The organism is Streptomyces sp. NPDC020299, from assembly GCF_044387825.1.
Classification (GTDB): Bacteria; Actinomycetota; Actinomycetes; order Streptomycetales; family Streptomycetaceae; genus Streptomyces.
Map to the genome: position 1 here is coordinate 117,062 of NZ_JBIRWL010000021.1, position 19,489 is coordinate 136,550.

Here is a 19,489-nt window from a genome sequence, read left to right on the forward strand (position 1 = left end):
GTGGAGGGGGGCCCCCGGCCGCCCCCCCGCGACCCCGTCGCCGCCCGCTGGCGCCCCCCGGGCGCCCGGGGGCGGCCCCCCCCCCCCCCCCCGGGGGGGGGGGGGGGGCCCCCCCCCCCCCCCGCCGCTTCGGTGTTCCGCCGCCTTCTCAGGCGGCCACCTTCTCCTTCTCCGGCTCCTCGACCTCCACGGCCGGCTGAGCCTCCGGCACCTGGATCCGCCGCAGGGTCACCGCCGCCGCCACGGCCGTCGCCACCAGCAGCACCGCCCCGGCCAGCGCGGCCGCGTGCATCCCGCTGGTGAACGCCTCCCGTGCGGCCGCGGTCAGGGCCTCGCCCGCCCGGCCGGGGAGCCGGTCGGCGACCGCGAGGGCGCCGCCCAGGGTCTCGTGGGCCGCGGCCGGGGCCGAGGCCGGGATCTCGTGGCGGTAGACGGCCGCACCGATGGAGCCGAGGACCGCCATGCCGAGGGCGCCGCCGAACTCGGTGCCGGTCTCCATGACGGAGGAGGCCGCGCCCGCCTGCTCGACCGGGGCGGTGCTCATGGCCAGGTCGGACAGCTGGGACATCACCATGACGACCCCGGAGGCGAGGACGCCGGCGGCGGCGAGGGTGAGCCAGAGGGAGTCGGTGCCGGTCAGGGCCAGCATGCCGTAGCCGGCCGCGGTGACGGCGAAGCCGGCGGCGATGACGTACCCCCGGTTGACGCCCTTCTGGACGAGAAGGGCCGTGACCGGTCCCGCGACGCCGATGAGGACCGAGGGGAGCAGGCTCCACAGCGCGGCCGCGAGGGGGCTCTTGCCGAGGACCGACTGCAGGTACTGGGTGGTGAAGAGGGCCGAGCCCATCATCCCGAAGGCGGAGACCAGGGTGAGCACGATCGACGGGGTGAAGCCGCGGGCACGGAACAGGGCCGGCGAGATCAGCGGGGCCTTCGCGGTGCGCTGGCGCTGGACGAACAGTGCGGCGAAGAGCAGGCCGACGGCGACCGAGGCGACGTACCGCAGGTGCCAGCCCTCGGAGGGGATCTGCTTCAGGCCGTAGATCACGGGGAGCACGGCGGCCATCGACAGCGGGACGCTCACCCAGTCGAAGCGGCCGGGGTCCGCGCTGCGGGACTCGGGGAGCAGGACCGGGCCGAGGACCAGCAGGAGCAGCATCGCGGGCAGGTTGACCAGGAAGACCGAGCCCCACCAGAAGTGCTCGACGAGGATGCCGCTCATCACCGAGCCGAGCGCGATCCCGCCCGTCATCACGCCGGACCACAGGCCGATCGCCTTCGCGCGCTGGCCGGGGTCGGTGAACATCGTGCGCAGCAGGGCCATGGTCGACGGCATCAGGGTGGCGCCGCCGATGCCGAGCACCGCGCGGGCGGCGATCAGCGTCTCGGCGCTGTTCGCGTAGGCCGCGAGCACCGAGGCGGTGCCGAAGGCGGCGGCGCCGATCAGGAGCAGCCGGCGGCGGCCGATGCGGTCGCCGAGCGAGCCCATCGTCATCAGCAGGCCGGCCAGGACGAAGCCGTAGATGTCGAAGATCCACAGCTGCTGGGTGCCGGTCGGGTGCAGGTCCGCGCTGATCGCGGGGGTCGCGAAGTAGAGGACGGACACGTCCATCGAGACCAGCAGCAGCGGCAGCATCAGTACGCCGAGAGCGGTCCATTCGCGGCGTCCCGCAAGGGCGGTCGGGGTGGTGCTCGTCGAGTTCGTCATGCCAAGGAATGTACACGCGTATTAAACGCTCGTCTAGAACGAACGTATAAGTCATCTGTATGGGACGGCTGTATGGATCGCGGAGTAGGATGTCCGCATGGGACACCGTGAGGATCTGCTCGAAGGCGCCAAGCGCTGCCTGCTGGAAAAGGGCTTCGCGCGCACCACGGCGCGCGACATCGTCAAGGAGTCGGGCACCAACCTGGCTTCGATCGGCTACCACTACGGCTCGAAGGACGCGCTGCTCGCGCAGGCCTACATCTCGCTGGTGGAGGGGATGTCCGACGGCTTCGGCGCGGCCGGGGACGACGGGATCGACGGAGCTCCCGGCTCGCTGGAGCGGTTCCGCGTGGTGTGGAAGGGCATCGTCGACAGCATGCGGGAGCCCGGCTCGGTATGGCGGCTCAGCATGGAGGTCATGACCATTGAACTGCCCGAGGTCCGCGACACCTTGGGCCGCGCCCAGCGCGAGGGCGGCCGGGGCCTCGTCGCGCTGCTGATGGGCGTACCGGAGGAGGAGGTGTCCGACGAGACCGCGGACACCCTCGGCCGGTTCTACCTCACGCTGATGACCGGCCTCATCGCGCAGTGGACCTTCGATGCGAAGACCGCACCCGACGCGGACGCCCTCACCGAGGGCCTCCGCCAGGTGATCGAGGGCGCGACTCGTTCATAGTCGTACGCGGGTACGCGCGTCCCGCACCGGCCATCGAGAGCCGGCCGCCGGCGGCAAGCCTCACAGCCGCGCCCCCTTCAGCGCCATGTGCAGCAGCAGCCGGTCCTCGCCGTCGTCGAGGTCCAGCCCCGTCAGCTGCTCGACCCGGGACAGCCGGTAGTACAGGGTCTGGCGGTGGATGCCCAGTTCGGCGGCGGTGCGGCCGGCCTGGCCCGCGCAGTCGAGGTAGACCTCGGCGGTGCGGGCCAGCTCCTGGTGGGCGGGGGTGAGGAGCGGGACGAGGACGGGATCGTGGGCGGCCTCGGGCGGCAGCGAGGTCAGCAGACGGTACGGGCCGATCTGCGCCCACTCGGCGACCGGCCCGAACCGGGGTTCCGCCAGCGCCGCACGGGCCGCCGCGGACGCCTCCTGCCAGGCGCTCCCCAGCTCGGCCAGCCCCAGCCGGGCGGCGGCGACCCCCGCGGCGACGGCCCCGCCGGCCGCCCGCTCCAGCAACCGCCCCGCCGCCGACACCGCCGGGGTCACGGTCTGCGTCGACCGCAGCCGCACCAGCAGCGCCAACGAGTGCGCGGCCAGCCCCCACGGCACCGCGCACAGCGCGGTCGCGCCCGGCAGCGTACGGACCGACGGCGCGTCGTCCGGGTCGGCGGACGGCCAGGGCGCCACGCACACCACCGTGTGCGGACCGTCCGCGCGGGCACCGAGGGCCGTGCGCAACTCGGCCACCGCCATGTCCCGCGGCCAGCCCCGTTCGGCGGTGAGCACCGCCCGCAGTTCCCGGGTGAGGTCGGCGCCGTGCTGCGCCTCGTCCGCCAGCAGCGCCCCGATCCGGGCCGCGACCCCCATCGCCGCGGTCAGCTGCCGCTCGCTCGGCCCCGGGTCGTCGTCCAGCAGCCAGACGTACCCGAGGACGACACCCCGATGGCGTACGGGCAGACAGATGCGCCCCCGGTACACCCCCGCCTCCGGGGTCGGCGGGATGCGGACCGGGCCGGTCGCCCGCGTGATGCCGAAGCCCTCGAACCACGTCCGGACCGCGGCCGTGGAGCGCCGGGTCAGGATCGAGCGGGTGCGCACCGGGTCCAGCGCCGAGGCGTCCAGGTCGCCCTCGCTGTCGTACGCACCGAAGGCGATCAGCTCGAAATCGCGGTTCTCCAGGGTCGCCGGAACGCCCAGCAGCTCCGAGAGCTCATCCACCAGCTCCTGATAGTCACCCGCGTTCTTGAAGGGCCCGGCATCGGACATCACCCGGGCATTCTGCCCCATATCCGCGCCGCTTCATACATCTGTCTGAGATCCGGTGAACGGATGCGTGACAGCTGTCGATGGCCGACGATCGGAGGGATCCTTAAATTTCACGGTGGTTCTCCGTGCCGTACCCGAATGGTCGGGTAACGGCCCTCTTCGGCCTTGTTGTGTGGAGGTGCCCCGTGCTGGGTCCCGTGATTCTCGCCGCGTCGCGCAGCGACCGGATGCGACGCCTGATCTCGGCGGCCCCGGTGACGAAGCAGGTCGTCGACCGTTTCATCCCCGGCGAGACGGCGTCCGACATCGTCCCGATCATCGAGGAACTCACCGCCAAGGGCCTTGAGCTGACCATGGACGTGGTCGGCGAGGACATCACCACGCCCGAGCAGGCCGCCGCCGCCCGCGACGCCTACCTGCGCCTCGTCGAGCGGCTGGCGGAGCTGGGGCTCGGCGAGAAGGTCGAGATGTCCGTCAAGCTGTCGATGTTCGGCCAGGCCCTCCCCGGCGGTCACGAGCTGGCCCTGGCCAACGTCCGCCCGGTCGTCGAGGCCGCCGCCGCCATCGGTACGACCGTCACCCTGGACGCCGAGGACCACACCACCCTCGACTCGATGTTCGCCATCCACGAGGAGCTGCGGAAGGACTTCCCGCAGACCGGCTGCGTCATCCAGGCCTACCTCTTCCGCACCGAGGCCGACGCCCGCCGCCTCGCCGCGAGCGGCAGCCGCGTCCGCCTGGTCAAGGGCGCCTACAAGGAGCCCGCCGAGGTCGCCTACCAGCAGAAGCACGAGATCGACAAGGCGTACGTCCGGATCCTGCGGATCCTGATGGACGGCGAGGGATACCCGATGGTCGGCTCCCACGACCCGCGCCTGATCACCATCGCCCAGGAACTCGCCCACCGCGCCGGGCGCAAACTGGACGAGTACGAGTTCCAGATGCTCTACGGCATCCGCGGCGACGAGCACCTGCGGCTGGCCGCCGAGGGCCACCGCATGCGCGTCTACACGGCCTACGGCACCGACTGGTACGGCTACTTCATGCGCCGCCTGGCGGAGAAGCCGGCCAACCTGCGGTTCTTCCTGCGGAGCATGATCACGCGTGACTGATTCAACGTGGCTACGCCTCGGCACCTGCCGGGGGTCCGGGGGTCGTCCCCCGGGAAAGCACAGCCTGCGGTCGATGGTCAGCAAGGGCTGAGTCCACCCCCGCCCGCCCCTCCCAAGCTCGCAACACCGCTCAGTAAGGAGTTACGGAACCCATGGACGCTGTGACCCAGGTCCCCACCCCCGTCAACGAGCCGGTGCACGGCTACGCCCCCGGCTCGCCCGAGCGTGCCCGGCTGGAGGCCAAGCTGAAGGAGCTGGCCGAGAACCCGGTCGAGCTGCCCTGCACCATCGGCGGTGAGAAGCGGATGGGCGGCGGCGAGGCCTTCCAGGTCGTCCAGCCGCACAACCACAAGGCCGTGCTCGGCACCTACCGCAACGCCACCCAGCAGGACGCGAAGGACGCCATCGACGCGGCCCTGGCCGCCGCGCCCGCCTGGCGCGCGATGTCCTTCGACGACCGCGCGGCGATCATCCTGCGCGCCGCCGAGCTGCTGGCCGGCCCCTGGCGCGAGACCATCGCGGCCTCCACCATGCTGGGCCAGTCGAAGACCGCCCAGCAGGCCGAGATCGACAGCCCCTGCGAGCTGGTCGACTTCTGGCGCTTCAACGTCCACTACGCCCGCCAGATCCTGGCCGAGCAGCCCCCGGCCAACTCCCCGGGCGTCTGGAACCGCCTCGACCACCGCCCGCTCGAGGGCTTCGTCTACGCGATCACCCCGTTCAACTTCTCCGCCATCGCGGGCAACCTGCCCACCGCGCCCGCGCTGATGGGCAACGTCGTGGTCTGGAAGCCGTCCCCGACCCAGACCCACGCCGCCGTGCTGCTCATGCGGCTGCTGGAGGAGGCGGGCCTGCCCAAGGGCGTCATCAACCTCGTCACCGGCGACGGCATCGCGGTCTCCGAGGTCGCCCTGGAGCACCGGGACCTCGCCGGCATCCACTTCACCGGCTCGACGAAGACCTTCCAGTACCTGTGGAAGACGGTCGGCGCCAACATCGAGAAGTACCGCTCCTACCCGCGCCTGGTCGGCGAGACCGGCGGCAAGGACTTCGTCGTCGCCCACCCGAGCGCCGACCGTGCCGTCCTCAAGACCGCTCTGACCCGCGGTGCCTTCGAGTACCAGGGCCAGAAGTGCTCGGCGACCTCCCGGGCGTACATCCCGGCGTCCCTCTGGAACTCCGGCTTCAAGGAGGAGTTCGCCGCCGAGATCGACGGCATCGCCATGGGCGACGTCACCGACTTCTCGAACTTCATCGGCGCGGTCATCGACGAGCGCTCCTTCGCCAAGAACAAGGCGGCGATCGACCGCGCGAAGGCCGACCCGAGCTGCACGATCGTCGCGGGCGGCAGCTACGACGACTCGGTCGGCTACTTCGTCCGCCCGACGGTCGTCGAGTGCACCGACCCGGAGAACGAGGTCTTCACCACCGAGTACTTCGGCCCGTTCCTCGCCGTCCATGTCTACGACGATGACAAGTACGACGAGATGCTGGCCCAGATGGAGTCGGTGTCCGACTACGCCCTGACCGGCTCGGTCATCGCCAACGACCGCGCGGCGGCGGCGTACACGATGGAGAAGCTGCGCTACGCGGCCGGCAACTTCTACATCAACGACAAGTCGACCGGCGCCGTCGTCGGCCAGCAGCCCTTCGGCGGCGGCCGGTCCTCCGGCACCAACGACAAGGCCGGCGCCCCGCAGAACCTGACGCGCTGGACCCTGACCCGCGCCATCAAGGAGACGCTGGTCGCGCCGACCGACTACATCTACCCGCACATGGGCTGACCGCCCTCGCGAGCACGGGCCGGGAAGCCTGCCACAAGCGTGGCTTCCCGGCCCGTTTCCATGCCCGTGCCGCACGCGCCCGGGCAGACTTCTCCCATGACCCTGGTGGAGAGCGAGTCGGTCGAGACCGACGACGGTGTACGTCTGTGGGCGGCCCGCTCGGGCGGGGGCGGCGCGCCGCTGGTGCTGTGCCACGGCGGGCCGGGCCTGTGGGACATGTTCGAGGACGTGGCCGGACTCCTGGCGGACCTGACCCCGGTCGTCCGCTGGGACCAGCGCGGCTGCGGGCGCTCCCAGCGGTGCGCGGGGCCCTGGACGACCGAGCGGTTCGTGGCCGATCTGGACGCCGTACGACGGCACTTCGGGCTGGACCGGATGGCGCTGCTCGGCCACTCCTGGGGCGCGCAACTGGCGCTGAGCTATGCGCTGGCCCACCCGGAGCGGGTCAGTGCGCTGGTCTACGTGAGCGGTACGGGCATCGGCCCTGACGCCGACTGGCATCCCGCCTACGCGGCGAACTTCCGCGCCCGGCTCGGCGAGCGTCCCGAACGGCTCGCCCGCTGGCAGGAGTTGACCGACCGTGCCGGGCGCACGGAGGTCGAGGATCGGGAGCTCGCGGTGCTCCGGTGGTCCATCGAGTTCGAGGACCGGGAACACGCCCCGCAACACGCCGGCCGCATGGCCGACCCCTGGTTCGCGGTCAACACCGACTGCAACAACGCCCTCAACGAGGAGCGGAAGCGGAACTGGGGCACCCGTGAGCTGTTCACCGCCTGCCAGGCTCTGGACCTGCCCGTGACGATCATCGACGGCGCCCGGGACATGCGCCCCCGGACGGCCGTCGACTCCCTGGAGCGTGCGCTGCCCCGGGTACGCCGGGTGGTCCTGCCGGAGGCCGGGCACCTGCCGTGGGTCGAGGACCCCAAGGGCTTCCGGGACGCCTTGGGTGCGGAGGCGGGCGATGAATACTGACCCCGTGACCACCCGCCTCCGCACCGCCCACACCGCCGACCTCGACCCCGCCGAACTCCGGGCCGCCCGCGCCCTCCTCGCCGACGCCTTCGACGGCGACTTCTCCGACGAGGACTGGGAACACGGGCTCGGCGGCATGCACGCCCTCGTGCTCGACGACACGGGGCTCGCCGCGCACGGTTCGGTGGTCATGCGCCGCGCACGTCACCGGGGCCGCTGGCTGCGCGTCGGCCATGTCGAGGCCGTGGCGGTACGCCCGGACGTGCGCCGCACCGGACTGGGCGGGCAGGTGATGGGCGCCCTGGAGCGGATCGTCGACCGGGCGTACGACCTCGGCGCGCTCTCCGCGAGCGAGGACGGCGCCCCCCTCTACACGGCACGCGGCTGGCAGCTGTGGACCGGCCGGATCCACGCCCTCTCCCCGGACGGGATCGTCCGCCTCCCCGACGAGGAGGACAGCACCTATCTGCGCCGCGCGCTCGCCGGCCCGCCCGACCCCGCGCACGAACTCCTCTTCGACTGGCGGGACGGGGACGTCATGTGAGGGTCGTACTCCCTCTGCGGGAGAGGAAACCGCAGGTCACAGCGGTGTGACGCAATTCGCCGTCTCAGATAGTAGGAAGTCCGACTAATTGTAGAGACAGGAGCGTGGCACTCCCTTACTTTTGTAGGAGCCGAACGTCTCGCTCGACCAAGCGAATGGCGGTCGTGAGCCGGGCCCCGTGCAGGCAACCCCTGCGGCACCGCTCCCCGCCCCATCCGGCGTCTCGTAACCCCTCTGTCTCTCCGCACCCCCGTGTGCCGAAGGAGTCGATTTCCATGGCCGAGACGACCGTCCGCCGCCGAGTCCGCCACGTGTCCCGCACGAGCGAGTCCGACCGCAAGAACGCCGCCGCCGCCCTCCAGCGCGCCCTCGACCGCCGCGACAACGGCGGCGAGACCGGCCACTGAGCCGGCCGCCGCACCCCACGAACCGGGAGCCGCACCCGTTCGAGGCGCGGCGCGGCCTCACCCGCCGCGCCGCACCTCGAAGTGGTCCACCCGCTTGCCGTCCTGCGCCAGCGCCGACACCTTCAGCCGCGGTGACGCGCCCGCCCGTGCCTCGACCGAGAGCAGCGAGAAGCCGGTGTACCGCACCCGGGACCACTCCACCGCCTCCGCCTGCGGACTCTTCCCCTTGGTCCAGTAGAAGGTCTTCACCGCGTCGTGCCGGGTGACGTGGCCCTCGTAGCTGTCCTTCACGCCCGACGGGAAGGAGTAGAGGGCCCGGCCGCCGCCGCCCGCGGTGACGTACACGATCCCGTCCCGCGCGGGGTCCGTGGACCCGCCGATCGGCACCGTCCTGGCCACCCGCCCGTTCTTGATGGCGTCCGTCCGCTCGTACACGTGGTTGTGCCCGTTGATCACCAGGTCGACCCTGTGCTTGGCGAACAGCGGCAGCCACTCCTTGCGGATACCGCCGTCGGAGGCGTGCTGCGAGGTCGAGTAGGCGCAGTGGTGGAAGAACACCACCACGAAGTCGACGCCCTTCGCCGCCCGCAGCTCACCCAGCCTGCGGTCCAGCCAGCTGGTCTGCCTGCCGCCGGTGTAGCCGAAGTTGGCGGGGATCTCGTACGACACGTCGTTGGCGTCCAGGGCCACGAAGCCGACGTTGCCGTATGTGAACGCGTACACGCCCGGCGCGGTGTGCGGGTCGAAGCCGCTGTCCGGGAGGGAGAAGCGGGCCAGCTGGCCGCCGTAGCCGTCCGGTGAGTACCAGGCCTCCATGTCGTGGTTGCCGGTGGTCACCATCCACGGCACCGACTTCGCCACCGGCTCGGTCTGCTTCAGGAACAGGTCCCAGAACGTGGGGTCGTAGCCGTCCGACTTCGAACCGGCCCCGTTGACGTCCGCGTAGCAGATGTCGCCCGCGTGCAGATGGAAGGCGGGCTTCAGGCGCAGCAGCAGATGGTCGTTGCCGTTCGCGCCGGTGCCGACGCCCTGGTCGCCGAAGGCGGTGAACACGAAGCTCTCCGGAGTCGCGGGCGCGGTCCGGAAAGGGGCGATGGTCGAGCGGTGGGCGGGGGAGGCGGGGTCCCAGCCGTCGTGGCCGACGCCGTAGTAGTACGTCGTGCCGGGCTTCAGGCCGTCCAGGGCCGCGTGCACGTAGTACTGCTCGACCGTCGGCCGCACTCCCCGCACCCCGGGCGTGTGCAGATGGCGCACCTCGGCCTCGATCCGGCGGCCCAGCTCGTCCGGCCGCAGGCCGACACGCACGTACGGCTTCCTCACCGGGAACGGCACCTGCCAGGAGATCCGCATCCGGGTCCTCGGGTCGGCACCGAAGGCCAGATGACGGCCGAACGGGGTGACGACCGAACCGGACACCTGGGAGGCGGCCGGGGCGGGCGCGCCGGACGTACGGGACGGCGTCCGCGTCCCCCCGCAGCCGGTCAGCAGCCCGCCCGCCACCGCGCCCGCCGTCACCAGCGTGCGGCGCCGGGTGAACCGGGTGCGCAGGTACTCGTACTGCTCGGCCATGCTCATCCGCTCCGCGAGCCGCCGCGGAATGCCGAAGTCAGGGGTCTCCATGTCGTGAGAACTTCCCAGCGCAACCCAACACCGGGCCCACATACGGGTGAACAGCGGCCAACAGGATGACGCCGACCCCCCCCGCCCGGGTGCCTCCACCCCTGCCCGATGCCGTCCGTATGGCGGACAGTCCATGTCATCCCATGGGACGAGGAGTAGGGTTCCCGGCATGTCTCGCAGCATCGATCTCGCAGTGATCCCCGGTGACGGCATCGGTCAGGAAGTCGTGGCCGAAGGCCTCAAGGTCCTCTCGGCCGTCCTTCCCGAGGACGTGAAGCTGGAGACCAAGGAGTACGACTTCGGCGCCAAGCGCTACCACGCCACCGGTGAGACCCTCACCGACGCCGACCTCGACGCCCTCAAGCAGCACGAAGCCATCCTGCTCGGCGCGATCGGCGACCCGTCCGTGCCGTCCGGCGTCCTGGAGCGGGGCTTCCTGCTCAAGCTCCGCTTCGCCTTCGACCACCACGTCAACCTGCGCCCCTCCAAGCTCCTGCCGGGTGTCGCCACCCCGCTCGCCGGCGAGCCGCAGATCGACTTCGTCGTGGTCCGCGAGGGCACCGAGGGCCCGTACACCGGCAACGGCGGCACCATCCGCAAGGGCACCGAGCACGAGGTCGCCACCGAGGTCTCCGTCAACACGGCCTTCGGTGTCGAGCGGGTCGTCCGCGACGCCTTCGCCCGCGCCCAGGCCCGCCCGCGCAAGAAGCTCGCGCTGATCCACAAGAACAACGTGCTGACCTTCGCCGGTCACCTGTGGACCAACATCTTCAACAAGGTGGCCGCGGAGTTCCCCGAGGTCACCACCGAGTACATGCACGTCGACGCGGCGACCATCTACCTGGTCACCCAGCCCGAGCGCTTCGACGTCATCGTCACCGACAACCTGTTCGGCGACATCATCACCGACCTCGCCGCGGCCGTCTCCGGCGGCATCGGCGTGGCCGCCTCCGGCAACATCAACCCCGGCCGCGAGTTCCCGTCCATGTTCGAGCCCGTCCACGGCTCGGCCCCGGACATCGCCGGCCAGGGCAAGGCCGACCCCACCGCCACGGTCCTGTCCGTCGCCCTGCTGCTGCGCCACCTCGGCTACGAGGGCGAGGCGACCCGGATCGAGGAGGCGGTCTCCGCCGACCTCGGCGAGCGCGCCCAGCTGCCCGCCCGTTCCACCTCCGAGATCGGCGACGCGCTCGCCGTACGAGTAGCCGGCTGACCCGCCGAGTTACTTCGAACCTCTCGAAGCCGCCGGGTCGCATCAGCGCCCGGCGGCTTCCCCCATGTCCCCGCCGGGTGCCACCATCAACCCGGGGCCGCATTCACCCCGATTCCTTCCACCACAGCTCCCCACGCGATAATCGAACGCGGAGCCGCGGTACGAAGGAATGCTCGGACGTCCTAGCACTGGCCGGAAGGCCGTACGGGCGTGAGCGCGGCCCGTCACTACAACCGGTGAAGGACAAGCACTCATGACGACGCCCACGATCGAGCTCAAGCCGTCCGCCCATCCGCTCCCCGCCGCCGAGCGCGAGGCGATCCTGGCGAACCCCGGATTCGGCCGCCACTTCACCGACCACATGGTGACGATCAAGTGGACCGAGGGCCGGGGCTGGCACGACGGCCAGCTCGTTCCGTACGCGCCGATTCCGCTGGACCCGGCCACCAACGTTCTCCACTACGCCCAGGAGATCTTCGAGGGCCTCAAGGCCTACCGCCGCCCCGACGGCTCCGTCGCCACCTTCCGCCCGGACCAGAACGCCAAGCGCTTCCAGCGCTCCGCCAAGCGCCTGGCCATGCCCGAGCTGCCCGTCGAGACCTTCATCGAGGCCTGTGACGCGCTGGTCCAGCAGGACAAGGACTGGGTGCCGGCCCACGGTGGCGAGGAGTCCCTCTACCTGCGCCCCTTCATGATCGCGACCGAGGTCGGCCTGGGCGTGAAGCCCGCCAACGAATACCTGTTCCTCGTGATCGCCTCCCCGGCAGGCGCCTACTTCCCGGGCGGCGTCAGGCCCGTCTCCATCTGGGTCTCCGAGGACCGCGTCCGCGCCGTCCCCGGCGGCATGGGCGACGCCAAGACCGGCGGCAACTACGCCGCCTCCCTGCTCGCCCAGGCCGAGGCGGCCGTCCACGGCTGCGACCAGGTCTGCTACCTCGACGCCGTGCAGCACCAGTGGGTGGAGGAGCTCGGCGGCATGAACCTCTACTTCGTGTACGGCGACAAAATCGTCACCCCGACCCTGACCGGCTCCATCCTCGAAGGCGTCACCCGCGACTCCCTCCTCACCGTCGCCCGCGACCTCGGTTACCAGGCCGAGGAGGGCCGTGTCTCCGTCGAGCAGTGGCAGCGCGACTCCGAGAACGGCACCCTCACCGAGGTCTTCGCCTGCGGCACCGCCGCCGTCATCACCCCCGTCGGCACGGTCAAGCGCAGCACCGGCGCCGAGTGGAAGCAGTCGGACGGCGAGCCCGGCGAGGTCACCCTGAAGCTCCGCCAGGCCCTGCTGGACGTCCAGCGCGGCATCACGGAGGACAAGCACGGCTGGATGCGCAAGCTCGGCTAGCCGTCACCCGCCTTCCTCGGGGCCGCCCCGGACTCCGTGTCCACGGCGGCCCCTGTCCGTGGCGGCCCCCAGGGGGAGTTCTCCGGGCGGAAAACATCCTCCGGCAGAAGGCGCCCTCCGGTAGAACATACGGGTGAACGTCCTGGTCTGCGCGGCCTGCGGCCGCCGTCTCAGCGAGCCGCTGCGGCTGCTCCCCGTACTGCCCGAACGCCCGGAGCACGACGGACGCAAGAACCCCGACGGCTCGCGGCACGCCCCGTCCACCGTGCCCCGCGGCACGTACGCCGTCGACCCCCAGCCGAGCGGGGCGCCGTACGTGCCGCACCCGGACCCGGAGTGGATGGGGGCGGCGGTCCCCGGCGTGGCCGTCTCCGACCCGGACGGACCGGGGTGCCTGATGTCCGCCGGGCCGCGCGACACGCTGGTCGTCCACCCCGAGGACACCCGTGGACTCCTGGAGCCCAACCCCGCCTGCACGGAGTTCGGGTGCTGCGGGCCCCCTGGGCGGAATGGGCCGAACTGGGTGTGCCCGGGGTGCGGGGCCGAGGTGGCGACGCTGTTCGCCGACTGCTACGGGCCGTACGAGACCCACTTCCTGCCCGACGCCGTACGAGCGCTCCCTGACGCCGTGTGAAGCGACGACCGCATCCTGAGACGGTCCGTGAGCCGGGCGCGGAGCTGTGCCAGACTGCCCCCGTGCTCTCGTTCGCCATGATTATTGGCAGCAGGCGCGCCGGTCCGCAGTGACCACCACGTACGACCAGGTACGGGTGGCCATCGTCGTCCTCGACCCGCGCGCAGACCTCTCGCACCCGCGAGGGGTTTTTTCGTTTTCCGGCCCACCTTCAGCCGGAGGCGGAGCGCGAGGGACTATGAGGGGACGGTGGAGCCGGTCATTCCGGTACGACCGAGATTCAAAACAGGAGCCCTGAGACCATGACCGAAACCAGCCGGCTGGACGATACGTTCCACGTCTTCGACACCACCCTGCGCGACGGCGCCCAGCGCGAGGGCATCAACCTCACCGTCGCCGACAAGCTGGCCATCGCTCGGCACCTGGACGACTTCGGCGTGGGCTTCATCGAGGGCGGCTGGCCCGGCGCCAACCCGCGGGACACCGAGTTCTTCGCCCGCGCCCAGCAGGAGATCGACTTCAAGCACGCCCAGCTGGTCGCCTTCGGCGCCACCCGCCGGGCCGGCGCCAAGGCCGCGGACGACCCCCAGGTCAAGGCCCTGCTCGACTCCGGCGCCCCGGTCATCACCCTGGTCGCCAAGTCGCACGACCGGCACGTGGAACTGGCGCTGCGCACCACCCTGGACGAGAACCTGGAGATGGTCCGCGACACCGTCTCCTTCCTGCGCGAGCAGGGCCGCCGGGTCTTCGTCGACTGCGAGCACTTCTTCGACGGCTACCGGGCCAACCCCGAGTACGCCAAGTCGGTCGTCCGCGCGGCCTCGGAAGCCGGCGCCGACGTGGTCATCCTCTGCGACACCAACGGCGGCATGCTCCCCGCCCAGGTCCACGCGGTCGTCTCCACGGTCCTCGCCGACACCGGCGCCCGGCTCGGCATCCACGCCCAGGACGACACCGGCTGCGCCGTCGCCAACACCCTCGCCGCCGTCGACGCGGGCGCCACCCACGTCCAGTGCACGGCGAACGGCTACGGCGAGCGCGTCGGCAACGCCAACCTCTTCCCGGTCGTCGCCGCCCTGGAACTGAAGTACGGCAAGAAGGTCCTGCCCGACGGCCGGCTCCGCGAGATGACCCGCATCTCGCACGCCATCGCCGAGGTCGTCAACCTCACCCCCTCCACCCACCAGCCCTACGTCGGCGTCTCCGCCTTCGCCCACAAGGCGGGCCTGCACGCCTCCGCCATCAAGGTCGACCCCGACCTCTACCAGCACATCGACCCCGAACTCGTCGGCAACACCATGCGCATGCTGGTCTCCGACATGGCGGGCCGCGCCTCGATCGAGCTCAAGGGCAAGGAACTCGGCATCGACCTCGGCGGCGACCGCGAACTGGTCGGCCGGGTGGTCGAGCGGGTCAAGGAGCGGGAGCTCAAGGGCTACACGTACGAGGCCGCCGACGCCAGCTTCGAGCTGCTGCTGCGCGCCGAGGTCGAGGGCAGGCCGCTGAAGTACTTCGACGTGGAGTCCTGGCGCGCCATCGTCGAGGACCGCCCCGACGGCACCCACGCCAACGAGGCCACCGTCAAACTGTGGGCCAAGAGCGAGCGCATCGTCGCCACCGCCGAGGGCAACGGCCCCGTCAACGCCCTCGACCGGGCGCTGCGGGTCGCCCTGGAGAAGATCTACCCCCAGCTGGCCGAGTTCGAGCTGGTCGACTACAAGGTCCGCATCCTCGAGGGCAAGCACGGCACCTCGTCCACGACCCGCGTCCTGATCTCCACCTCCGACGGCGCCGGCGAGTGGTCCACGGTCGGGGTGGCGGACAACGTGATCGCGGCGTCCTGGCAGGCCCTGGAGGACGCCTACACGTATGGCCTGCTCCGGGCGGGCGTGGAGCCCGCGCAGTGAGCACAGTGGAGGTATGACCGAAGACGACGGCAACCCTCTGGCCAGGGCCCGGGTGGCGACCAGGCTGCCGGCCCGGGACCTGGACCGGGCCCGGCGCTTCTACTCGGAGCGGCTCGGCCTGGAGCCCGTGGACGAACGGCCCGGCGGGCTGCTGTACCGGTGCGCGGGCGTGGACTTCGTGGTGTTCCGCTCCACGGGTGCCTCGCCCGGCACGTTCACCCAGATGGCGTTCGAGGTCGACGACATCGAGGCGTCCGTGGCGGAGCTCAGGCGGCGCGGCGTGGTGTTCGAGGAGGTCGACGCGCCCGGATTGCGCACCCGGGACGGGATCGCCGAGATCGAGGGGAACTACCCGAGCAAGGGCGCGCGAGGCGAACGCGGCGCCTGGTTCCGGGACAGCGAGGGCAACCTGCTGGGCATCGGCGAGCCCGTCGGATACGGATAGTCGGGGCGCGCCGCCGCGGACGGTCGGCAGGCGCCGTCAGGGGTGGTCAGGGTGCCCGCCAGATGTTGTCGAAGGCCGCGTTCTCGATGCGCCGCCGCTCGCGCACGGCCCCCAGTTCCGTGACCGCGTCGCCGACGGCCAGCAGGACGGTGGCGAGCGCCTCGTCGCCGGGCTCCTCCTCCGGCGGCCGCTCGCCCTCGATGCCCAGGGTGGCGGCGAGCCCGGTGAGCACGGGCTCGCGGGACCACCAGCGGTCGGCGGCATGCCGCCGGGCCGGGGTCTCGGCCTTCGCCGCCTTGTCGGCCCGGTGCGGCCATCGGTGCCGCTTCCCGGACAGCTGCCCCTCGGCGTCCAGGACGTCGCGATAGGCCGTGACCAGCCCCTGCCCCCGGCGCCACAGCCAGTCCTCGACCGACTCGTACGGCTCCTCGCGCACGAGCGCCGCCCCGGCCTCGTCCAGCATCCGGTCACCCGTGGTCAGCGCGGGACCGGGCACGATGCGCTCACCGTCCAGGGTGAGCGCGCGTGCCCCGAGGAGGTCGGCCAGCTCGGCTCCCGCGAGCGCGAGCGACAGATCGCCCGCCTCGACGGGATGCTCGCCGGGCACGTCGAGGCTGACGAGGAACAGATCCTGCGGAGTGCTCATACCCCCACCATGTGCCGGGCCGGCCCGCGGCGCAGCCCGGCGGTGGTCGGCAGGCCCATATCCGCCCACTTCTGACGTGAAGTATTGACGGTCCCGGGCGGCGCTAGTTCACTCACGGCGTGATCTAAGCCATGAGTGAACCACGGGTCCATGAGTGAACCAAGAGTCCATGAGTGAACCAAGAGCCGAGGGAAGGTCCATGCGAAGAACCGCCCTGCTCGTCTCCGCCGCACTCCTCACCGGTCTGCTCCCCTGGGCGACCGCGCGAGCCGCCGACGATCCGGCCCCCGTTCCCGTCGACCGCTTCGAGGGTGAGGTGCCCTTCGCCTCCCAGCCCGCCGAGGGCATCTTCACCTGGGGCGGCGACACCGACGACCCGCCCGCCCTGCAGCTCGCCGCCCGCCCGGACGCCCCCGAGGGCGAGAAAGTCCTCAGCGGCAGCTACGACATCAGCGGCTACGGCGGCTTCACCCACGACTACGCCGCGACCGAACCCGCCCACGACTGGTCCGCCCACAAGGGCATCCGCTTCTCGTGGGACGGCCGGGGCAACGGCAAGAAGATCGCCTTCGAGATCAAGGACGGCGGCGCGAACGGCGAGGCCTCGGAACTCTGGACGACCTCCTTCACCGACGACTTCAGCGGCTGGAAACAGATCGAGATCCCGTTCACCGACTTCACCTACCGGACGGACTACCAGCCGGTCGGCGGCATCGACCACGTCCTCGGCCTCACCCAGATGTGGGGGTACGCGCTCACGCTCCCCACCGGCGTCAAGGGCACCTTCGCCATGGACGACGTCGAGCTGTACGGCAAGGCCGACCAGTCCCTGCGCGCCTCCGTCACCACCGACTCCACCGTCCACCGGGTCAAGGAGGGCGGCACCGCCGCGGTCGGGGTCACCGTGACCACCACCGGTGCCGCCCCGGTCGACGAGCCCGTGACGGTCACCTACGAGACGACGGCCACCGGAACCGCCACCCCCGGCAAGGACTACACCCCGGTCTCCGGCACCCTCACCTTCCCGGCCGGCACGGCCTCCGGCACCACGCGGACCATCAAGATCCCCACCCTCAAGGACCGGAAGGCCGAGTCCGCCGAGACGATCCCCCTGAAGCTCACGGTGACCGGGGCCAAGGCCCCCGCCGAGACCCCGCAGATCGTCATCGACGCCCACGGACTGCCGTACCTGAACAGCAAACTGCCGGTCAGGAAGCGCGTGGCGGACCTGGTCTCCCGCATGTCCCTGGCGGAGAAGACCGGCCAGATGACCCAGGCCGAGCGCGGAGCCGTGGGGAACGGGGGAGACCTCGCGACGTACGCCCTCGGCTCGCTGCTCTCCGGTGGCGGCTCCACCCCGACGCCCAACACCCCCGAGGGCTGGGCCAAGATGATCGACGCCTTCCAGCTCAGGGCCCAGGCGACCCGGTTCCAGATCCCCCTGGTCTACGGCGTGGACGCCGTCCACGGCCACAACAACCTGGTCGGCGCCACGATCATGCCGCACAACATCGGCATCGGCGCCACCCGTGACCCCCGGCTCGCCCAGCGGACGGGCGCGGTGACGGCCGCCGAGGTCCGGGCCACCGGCATCCCCTGGGACTTCGCCCCCTGCCTCTGCGTCACCCGCGACGAACGCTGGGGCCGCTCCTACGAGTCCTTCGGCGAGGACCCGGCCCTCGTCCAGTCCATGGAGACGATGATCCAAGGCCTCCAGGGCCGTGCGAACGGCGGCGACCTCGACCGGAACGACAAGGTCCTCGCCACCGCCAAGCACTTCGTCGGCGACGGCGGCACCGAGTACGGCTCCTCGACGACCGGGACCTACAAGATCGACCAGGGCGTCACCAAGGTGACGAGGCGACAACTCGAGGCCATCCACCTGTCCCCGTACCGCACCGCCGTCGACCGGGGCATCGGCACGGTCATGCCGTCGTACTCCTCCCTCGACATCCTCGGCGACGGACAGGGCCCGGTGAAGATGCACGCCCGAGCCGACATGATCAACGGCGTGCTCAAGGACCGCATGGGCTTCGACGGCTTCGTCATCAGCGACTGGAACGCCATCGACCAGCTCCCCGGCGACTACGCGTCCCACGTCCGGACCTCGGTCAACGCGGGCGTGGACATGATGATGGTGCCGTACGGCTACAAGGACTTCACCACGACCCTGACCGACGAGGTGAAGGCGGGCCGGATCAGCGAGAAGCGGATCGACGACGCCGTCTCCCGCATCCTCACCCAGAAATTCAAGCTGGGCCTCTTCGAGCACCCGTACGCCGACACCACCGGCGCCGCGCGGATCGGTTCACCGGCCCACCGCGCCGTCGCCCAGCAGGCGGCCGCCGAGTCGCAGGTGCTGCTGAAGAACTCGGGCGGCCTGCTACCGCTGCGGAAGAACCAGAAGGTGTACGTCGCCGGATCCAACGCGGACGACATCGGCAACCAGACCGGCGGCTGGACCGTCACCTGGCAGGGCTCCTCCGGCAACATCACCCCGGGCACGACGATCCTGGACGCCATGCGCAAGTCAGGCGGCGCCATCACCTACTCCAAGGACGCCTCCGCCCCCCTGACCGGCTACGACGTCGGCGTGGTCGTAGTCGGCGAAACCCCGTACGCCGAGGGCGTCGGCGACGTCGGCAACGGCCACGACCTCCAACTCTCCGCCGCCGACCAGGCAGCCGTGGACAAGGTCTGCGCCGTCATGAAGTGCGCGGTGCTGATCGTCTCCGGCCGCCCGCAGCTCATCGGCGACCGGCTCGGGAAGATCGACGCCCTGGTCGCCTCCTGGCTGCCGGGCACCGAGGGCGACGGCGTGGCGGACGTCATCTACGGCACGCGCCCCTTCACCGGACAGCTCCCCGTCACCTGGCCCAGGTCCGAGGCCCAGCTGCCGATCAACGTGGGCGACACGTCGTACGACCCGCAGTTCCCGTACGGCTGGGGCCTGACCACCCTCACCAAAGCCCCGCGAGGCGACACACCGACCCTGCGGGCACTGGCCGCCGCCGCGAGGGTGGCCGAGCGGACGGGCGCGGACGAGACCGGGCGCCGACTGGTCACCGAGGCCCGCCTGATCGTCCAGAACCGGATGGGGCAGCAGATGACCCCGGCGGTGGCCAAGCCCTTCGCCGACGCCGACCACCTGCTCCTGACCGGACGGTACGGGCAGGCGGCGAGCAAATTGCTGGAGGCCTACCGGGCAGCATGACCTGACCGGTTCTGGGA

16 protein-coding genes are annotated in these 19,489 nt (G+C 71.2%); 12 read left to right on the top strand and 4 right to left on the bottom strand.

All coding sequences use genetic code 11. The features are described 5' to 3' along the window. Positions 1-148: 148 nt before the first annotated feature. Entirely contained in the window at positions 149-1,708 is a 1,560-nt protein-coding gene (locus ACH45E_RS38560; RefSeq protein ID WP_361451990.1) for an MFS transporter, read from the bottom strand. A 97-nt stretch (positions 1,709-1,805) separates the two neighbouring features. On the opposite strand from ACH45E_RS38560, the gene ACH45E_RS38565 reads away from it, so the two are divergent. Next, entirely contained in the window at positions 1,806-2,384 is a 579-nt protein-coding gene (locus tag ACH45E_RS38565) for a TetR/AcrR family transcriptional regulator (RefSeq protein ID WP_361451987.1), read from the top strand. A 60-nt stretch (positions 2,385-2,444) separates the two neighbouring features. On the opposite strand, the gene ACH45E_RS38570 is transcribed toward ACH45E_RS38565, so the two are convergent. After that, positions 2,445-3,650 (bottom strand): helix-turn-helix domain-containing protein, encoded by a 1,206-nt coding sequence (locus ACH45E_RS38570; RefSeq protein WP_361451984.1) that lies wholly within the window; start codon positions 3,648-3,650, stop codon positions 2,445-2,447. Positions 3,651-3,814: 164 nt separating this feature from the next. On the opposite strand from ACH45E_RS38570, the gene ACH45E_RS38575 reads away from it, so the two are divergent. The 5 genes from ACH45E_RS38575 to ACH45E_RS38595 all read left to right on the top strand — a co-directional run bounded on the left by ACH45E_RS38575 (position 3,815) and on the right by ACH45E_RS38595 (position 8,448). Further along, the gene (locus ACH45E_RS38575; protein WP_361451981.1) at positions 3,815-4,741 is read left to right on the top strand and encodes a proline dehydrogenase family protein; all 927 of its coding nucleotides are present in this window, start codon (positions 3,815-3,817) and stop codon (positions 4,739-4,741) included. 152 nt (positions 4,742-4,893) lie between these two features. Continuing rightward, positions 4,894-6,525, top strand: a complete 1,632-nt coding sequence (gene pruA, locus ACH45E_RS38580; protein WP_361451978.1) for an L-glutamate gamma-semialdehyde dehydrogenase — start codon at positions 4,894-4,896, stop codon at positions 6,523-6,525. 96 nt (positions 6,526-6,621) lie between these two features. Continuing rightward, positions 6,622-7,497 (top strand): alpha/beta hydrolase, encoded by an 876-nt coding sequence (locus tag ACH45E_RS38585; RefSeq protein ID WP_361451975.1) that lies wholly within the window; start codon positions 6,622-6,624, stop codon positions 7,495-7,497. Between the two features lie 4 nt (positions 7,498-7,501). Further along, entirely contained in the window at positions 7,502-8,041 is a 540-nt protein-coding gene (locus ACH45E_RS38590; protein WP_361451972.1) for a GNAT family N-acetyltransferase, read from the top strand. Positions 8,042-8,316: 275 nt separating this feature from the next. Beyond that, entirely contained in the window at positions 8,317-8,448 is a 132-nt protein-coding gene (locus tag ACH45E_RS38595) for a hypothetical protein (RefSeq protein WP_015493350.1), read from the top strand. A 57-nt stretch (positions 8,449-8,505) separates the two neighbouring features. On the opposite strand, the gene ACH45E_RS38600 is transcribed toward ACH45E_RS38595, so the two are convergent. Then, a complete protein-coding gene (locus ACH45E_RS38600; RefSeq protein ID WP_361451969.1) occupies positions 8,506-10,068 on the bottom strand; it encodes a metallophosphoesterase family protein in 1,563 nt (520 codons plus the stop codon). A gap of 169 nt (positions 10,069-10,237) precedes the next feature. Between ACH45E_RS38600 and ACH45E_RS38605 the strand changes: the two genes are divergently transcribed. From ACH45E_RS38605 to ACH45E_RS38625, 5 genes are all read left to right on the top strand, one after another. Then, positions 10,238-11,281 carry a 3-isopropylmalate dehydrogenase gene (locus tag ACH45E_RS38605; RefSeq protein WP_361451966.1) on the top strand — a complete coding sequence of 348 codons (1,044 nt, stop codon included), beginning with the start codon at positions 10,238-10,240 and terminating at the stop codon, positions 11,279-11,281. A 253-nt stretch (positions 11,282-11,534) separates the two neighbouring features. Beyond that, positions 11,535-12,626 (top strand): branched-chain amino acid aminotransferase, encoded by a 1,092-nt coding sequence (locus ACH45E_RS38610; protein ID WP_361451963.1) that lies wholly within the window; start codon positions 11,535-11,537, stop codon positions 12,624-12,626. A gap of 133 nt (positions 12,627-12,759) precedes the next feature. Then, positions 12,760-13,260, top strand: coding sequence for a hypothetical protein (locus tag ACH45E_RS38615; protein ID WP_361451960.1), 501 nt, complete (start codon positions 12,760-12,762; stop codon positions 13,258-13,260). Positions 13,261-13,562: 302 nt separating this feature from the next. Further along, on the top strand, positions 13,563-15,167 hold the full coding sequence (gene cimA, locus ACH45E_RS38620; protein ID WP_361451957.1) for a citramalate synthase: 1,605 nt from the start codon (positions 13,563-13,565) through the stop codon (positions 15,165-15,167). A gap of 13 nt (positions 15,168-15,180) precedes the next feature. Beyond that, positions 15,181-15,612 (top strand): VOC family protein, encoded by a 432-nt coding sequence (locus tag ACH45E_RS38625; protein WP_361451954.1) that lies wholly within the window; start codon positions 15,181-15,183, stop codon positions 15,610-15,612. Positions 15,613-15,658: 46 nt separating this feature from the next. On the opposite strand, the gene ACH45E_RS38630 is transcribed toward ACH45E_RS38625, so the two are convergent. Then, positions 15,659-16,258 (bottom strand): GPP34 family phosphoprotein, encoded by a 600-nt coding sequence (locus ACH45E_RS38630; RefSeq protein WP_361451951.1) that lies wholly within the window; start codon positions 16,256-16,258, stop codon positions 15,659-15,661. Positions 16,259-16,457: 199 nt separating this feature from the next. Here ACH45E_RS38630 and ACH45E_RS38635 point away from each other — a divergent pair, with 199 nt between their 5' ends. Further along, positions 16,458-19,472: a CIA30 family protein gene (locus tag ACH45E_RS38635; protein WP_361451948.1), complete on the top strand. Its 3,015-nt coding sequence runs from the start codon at positions 16,458-16,460 to the stop codon at positions 19,470-19,472. Positions 19,473-19,489: the final 17 nt, after the last annotated feature.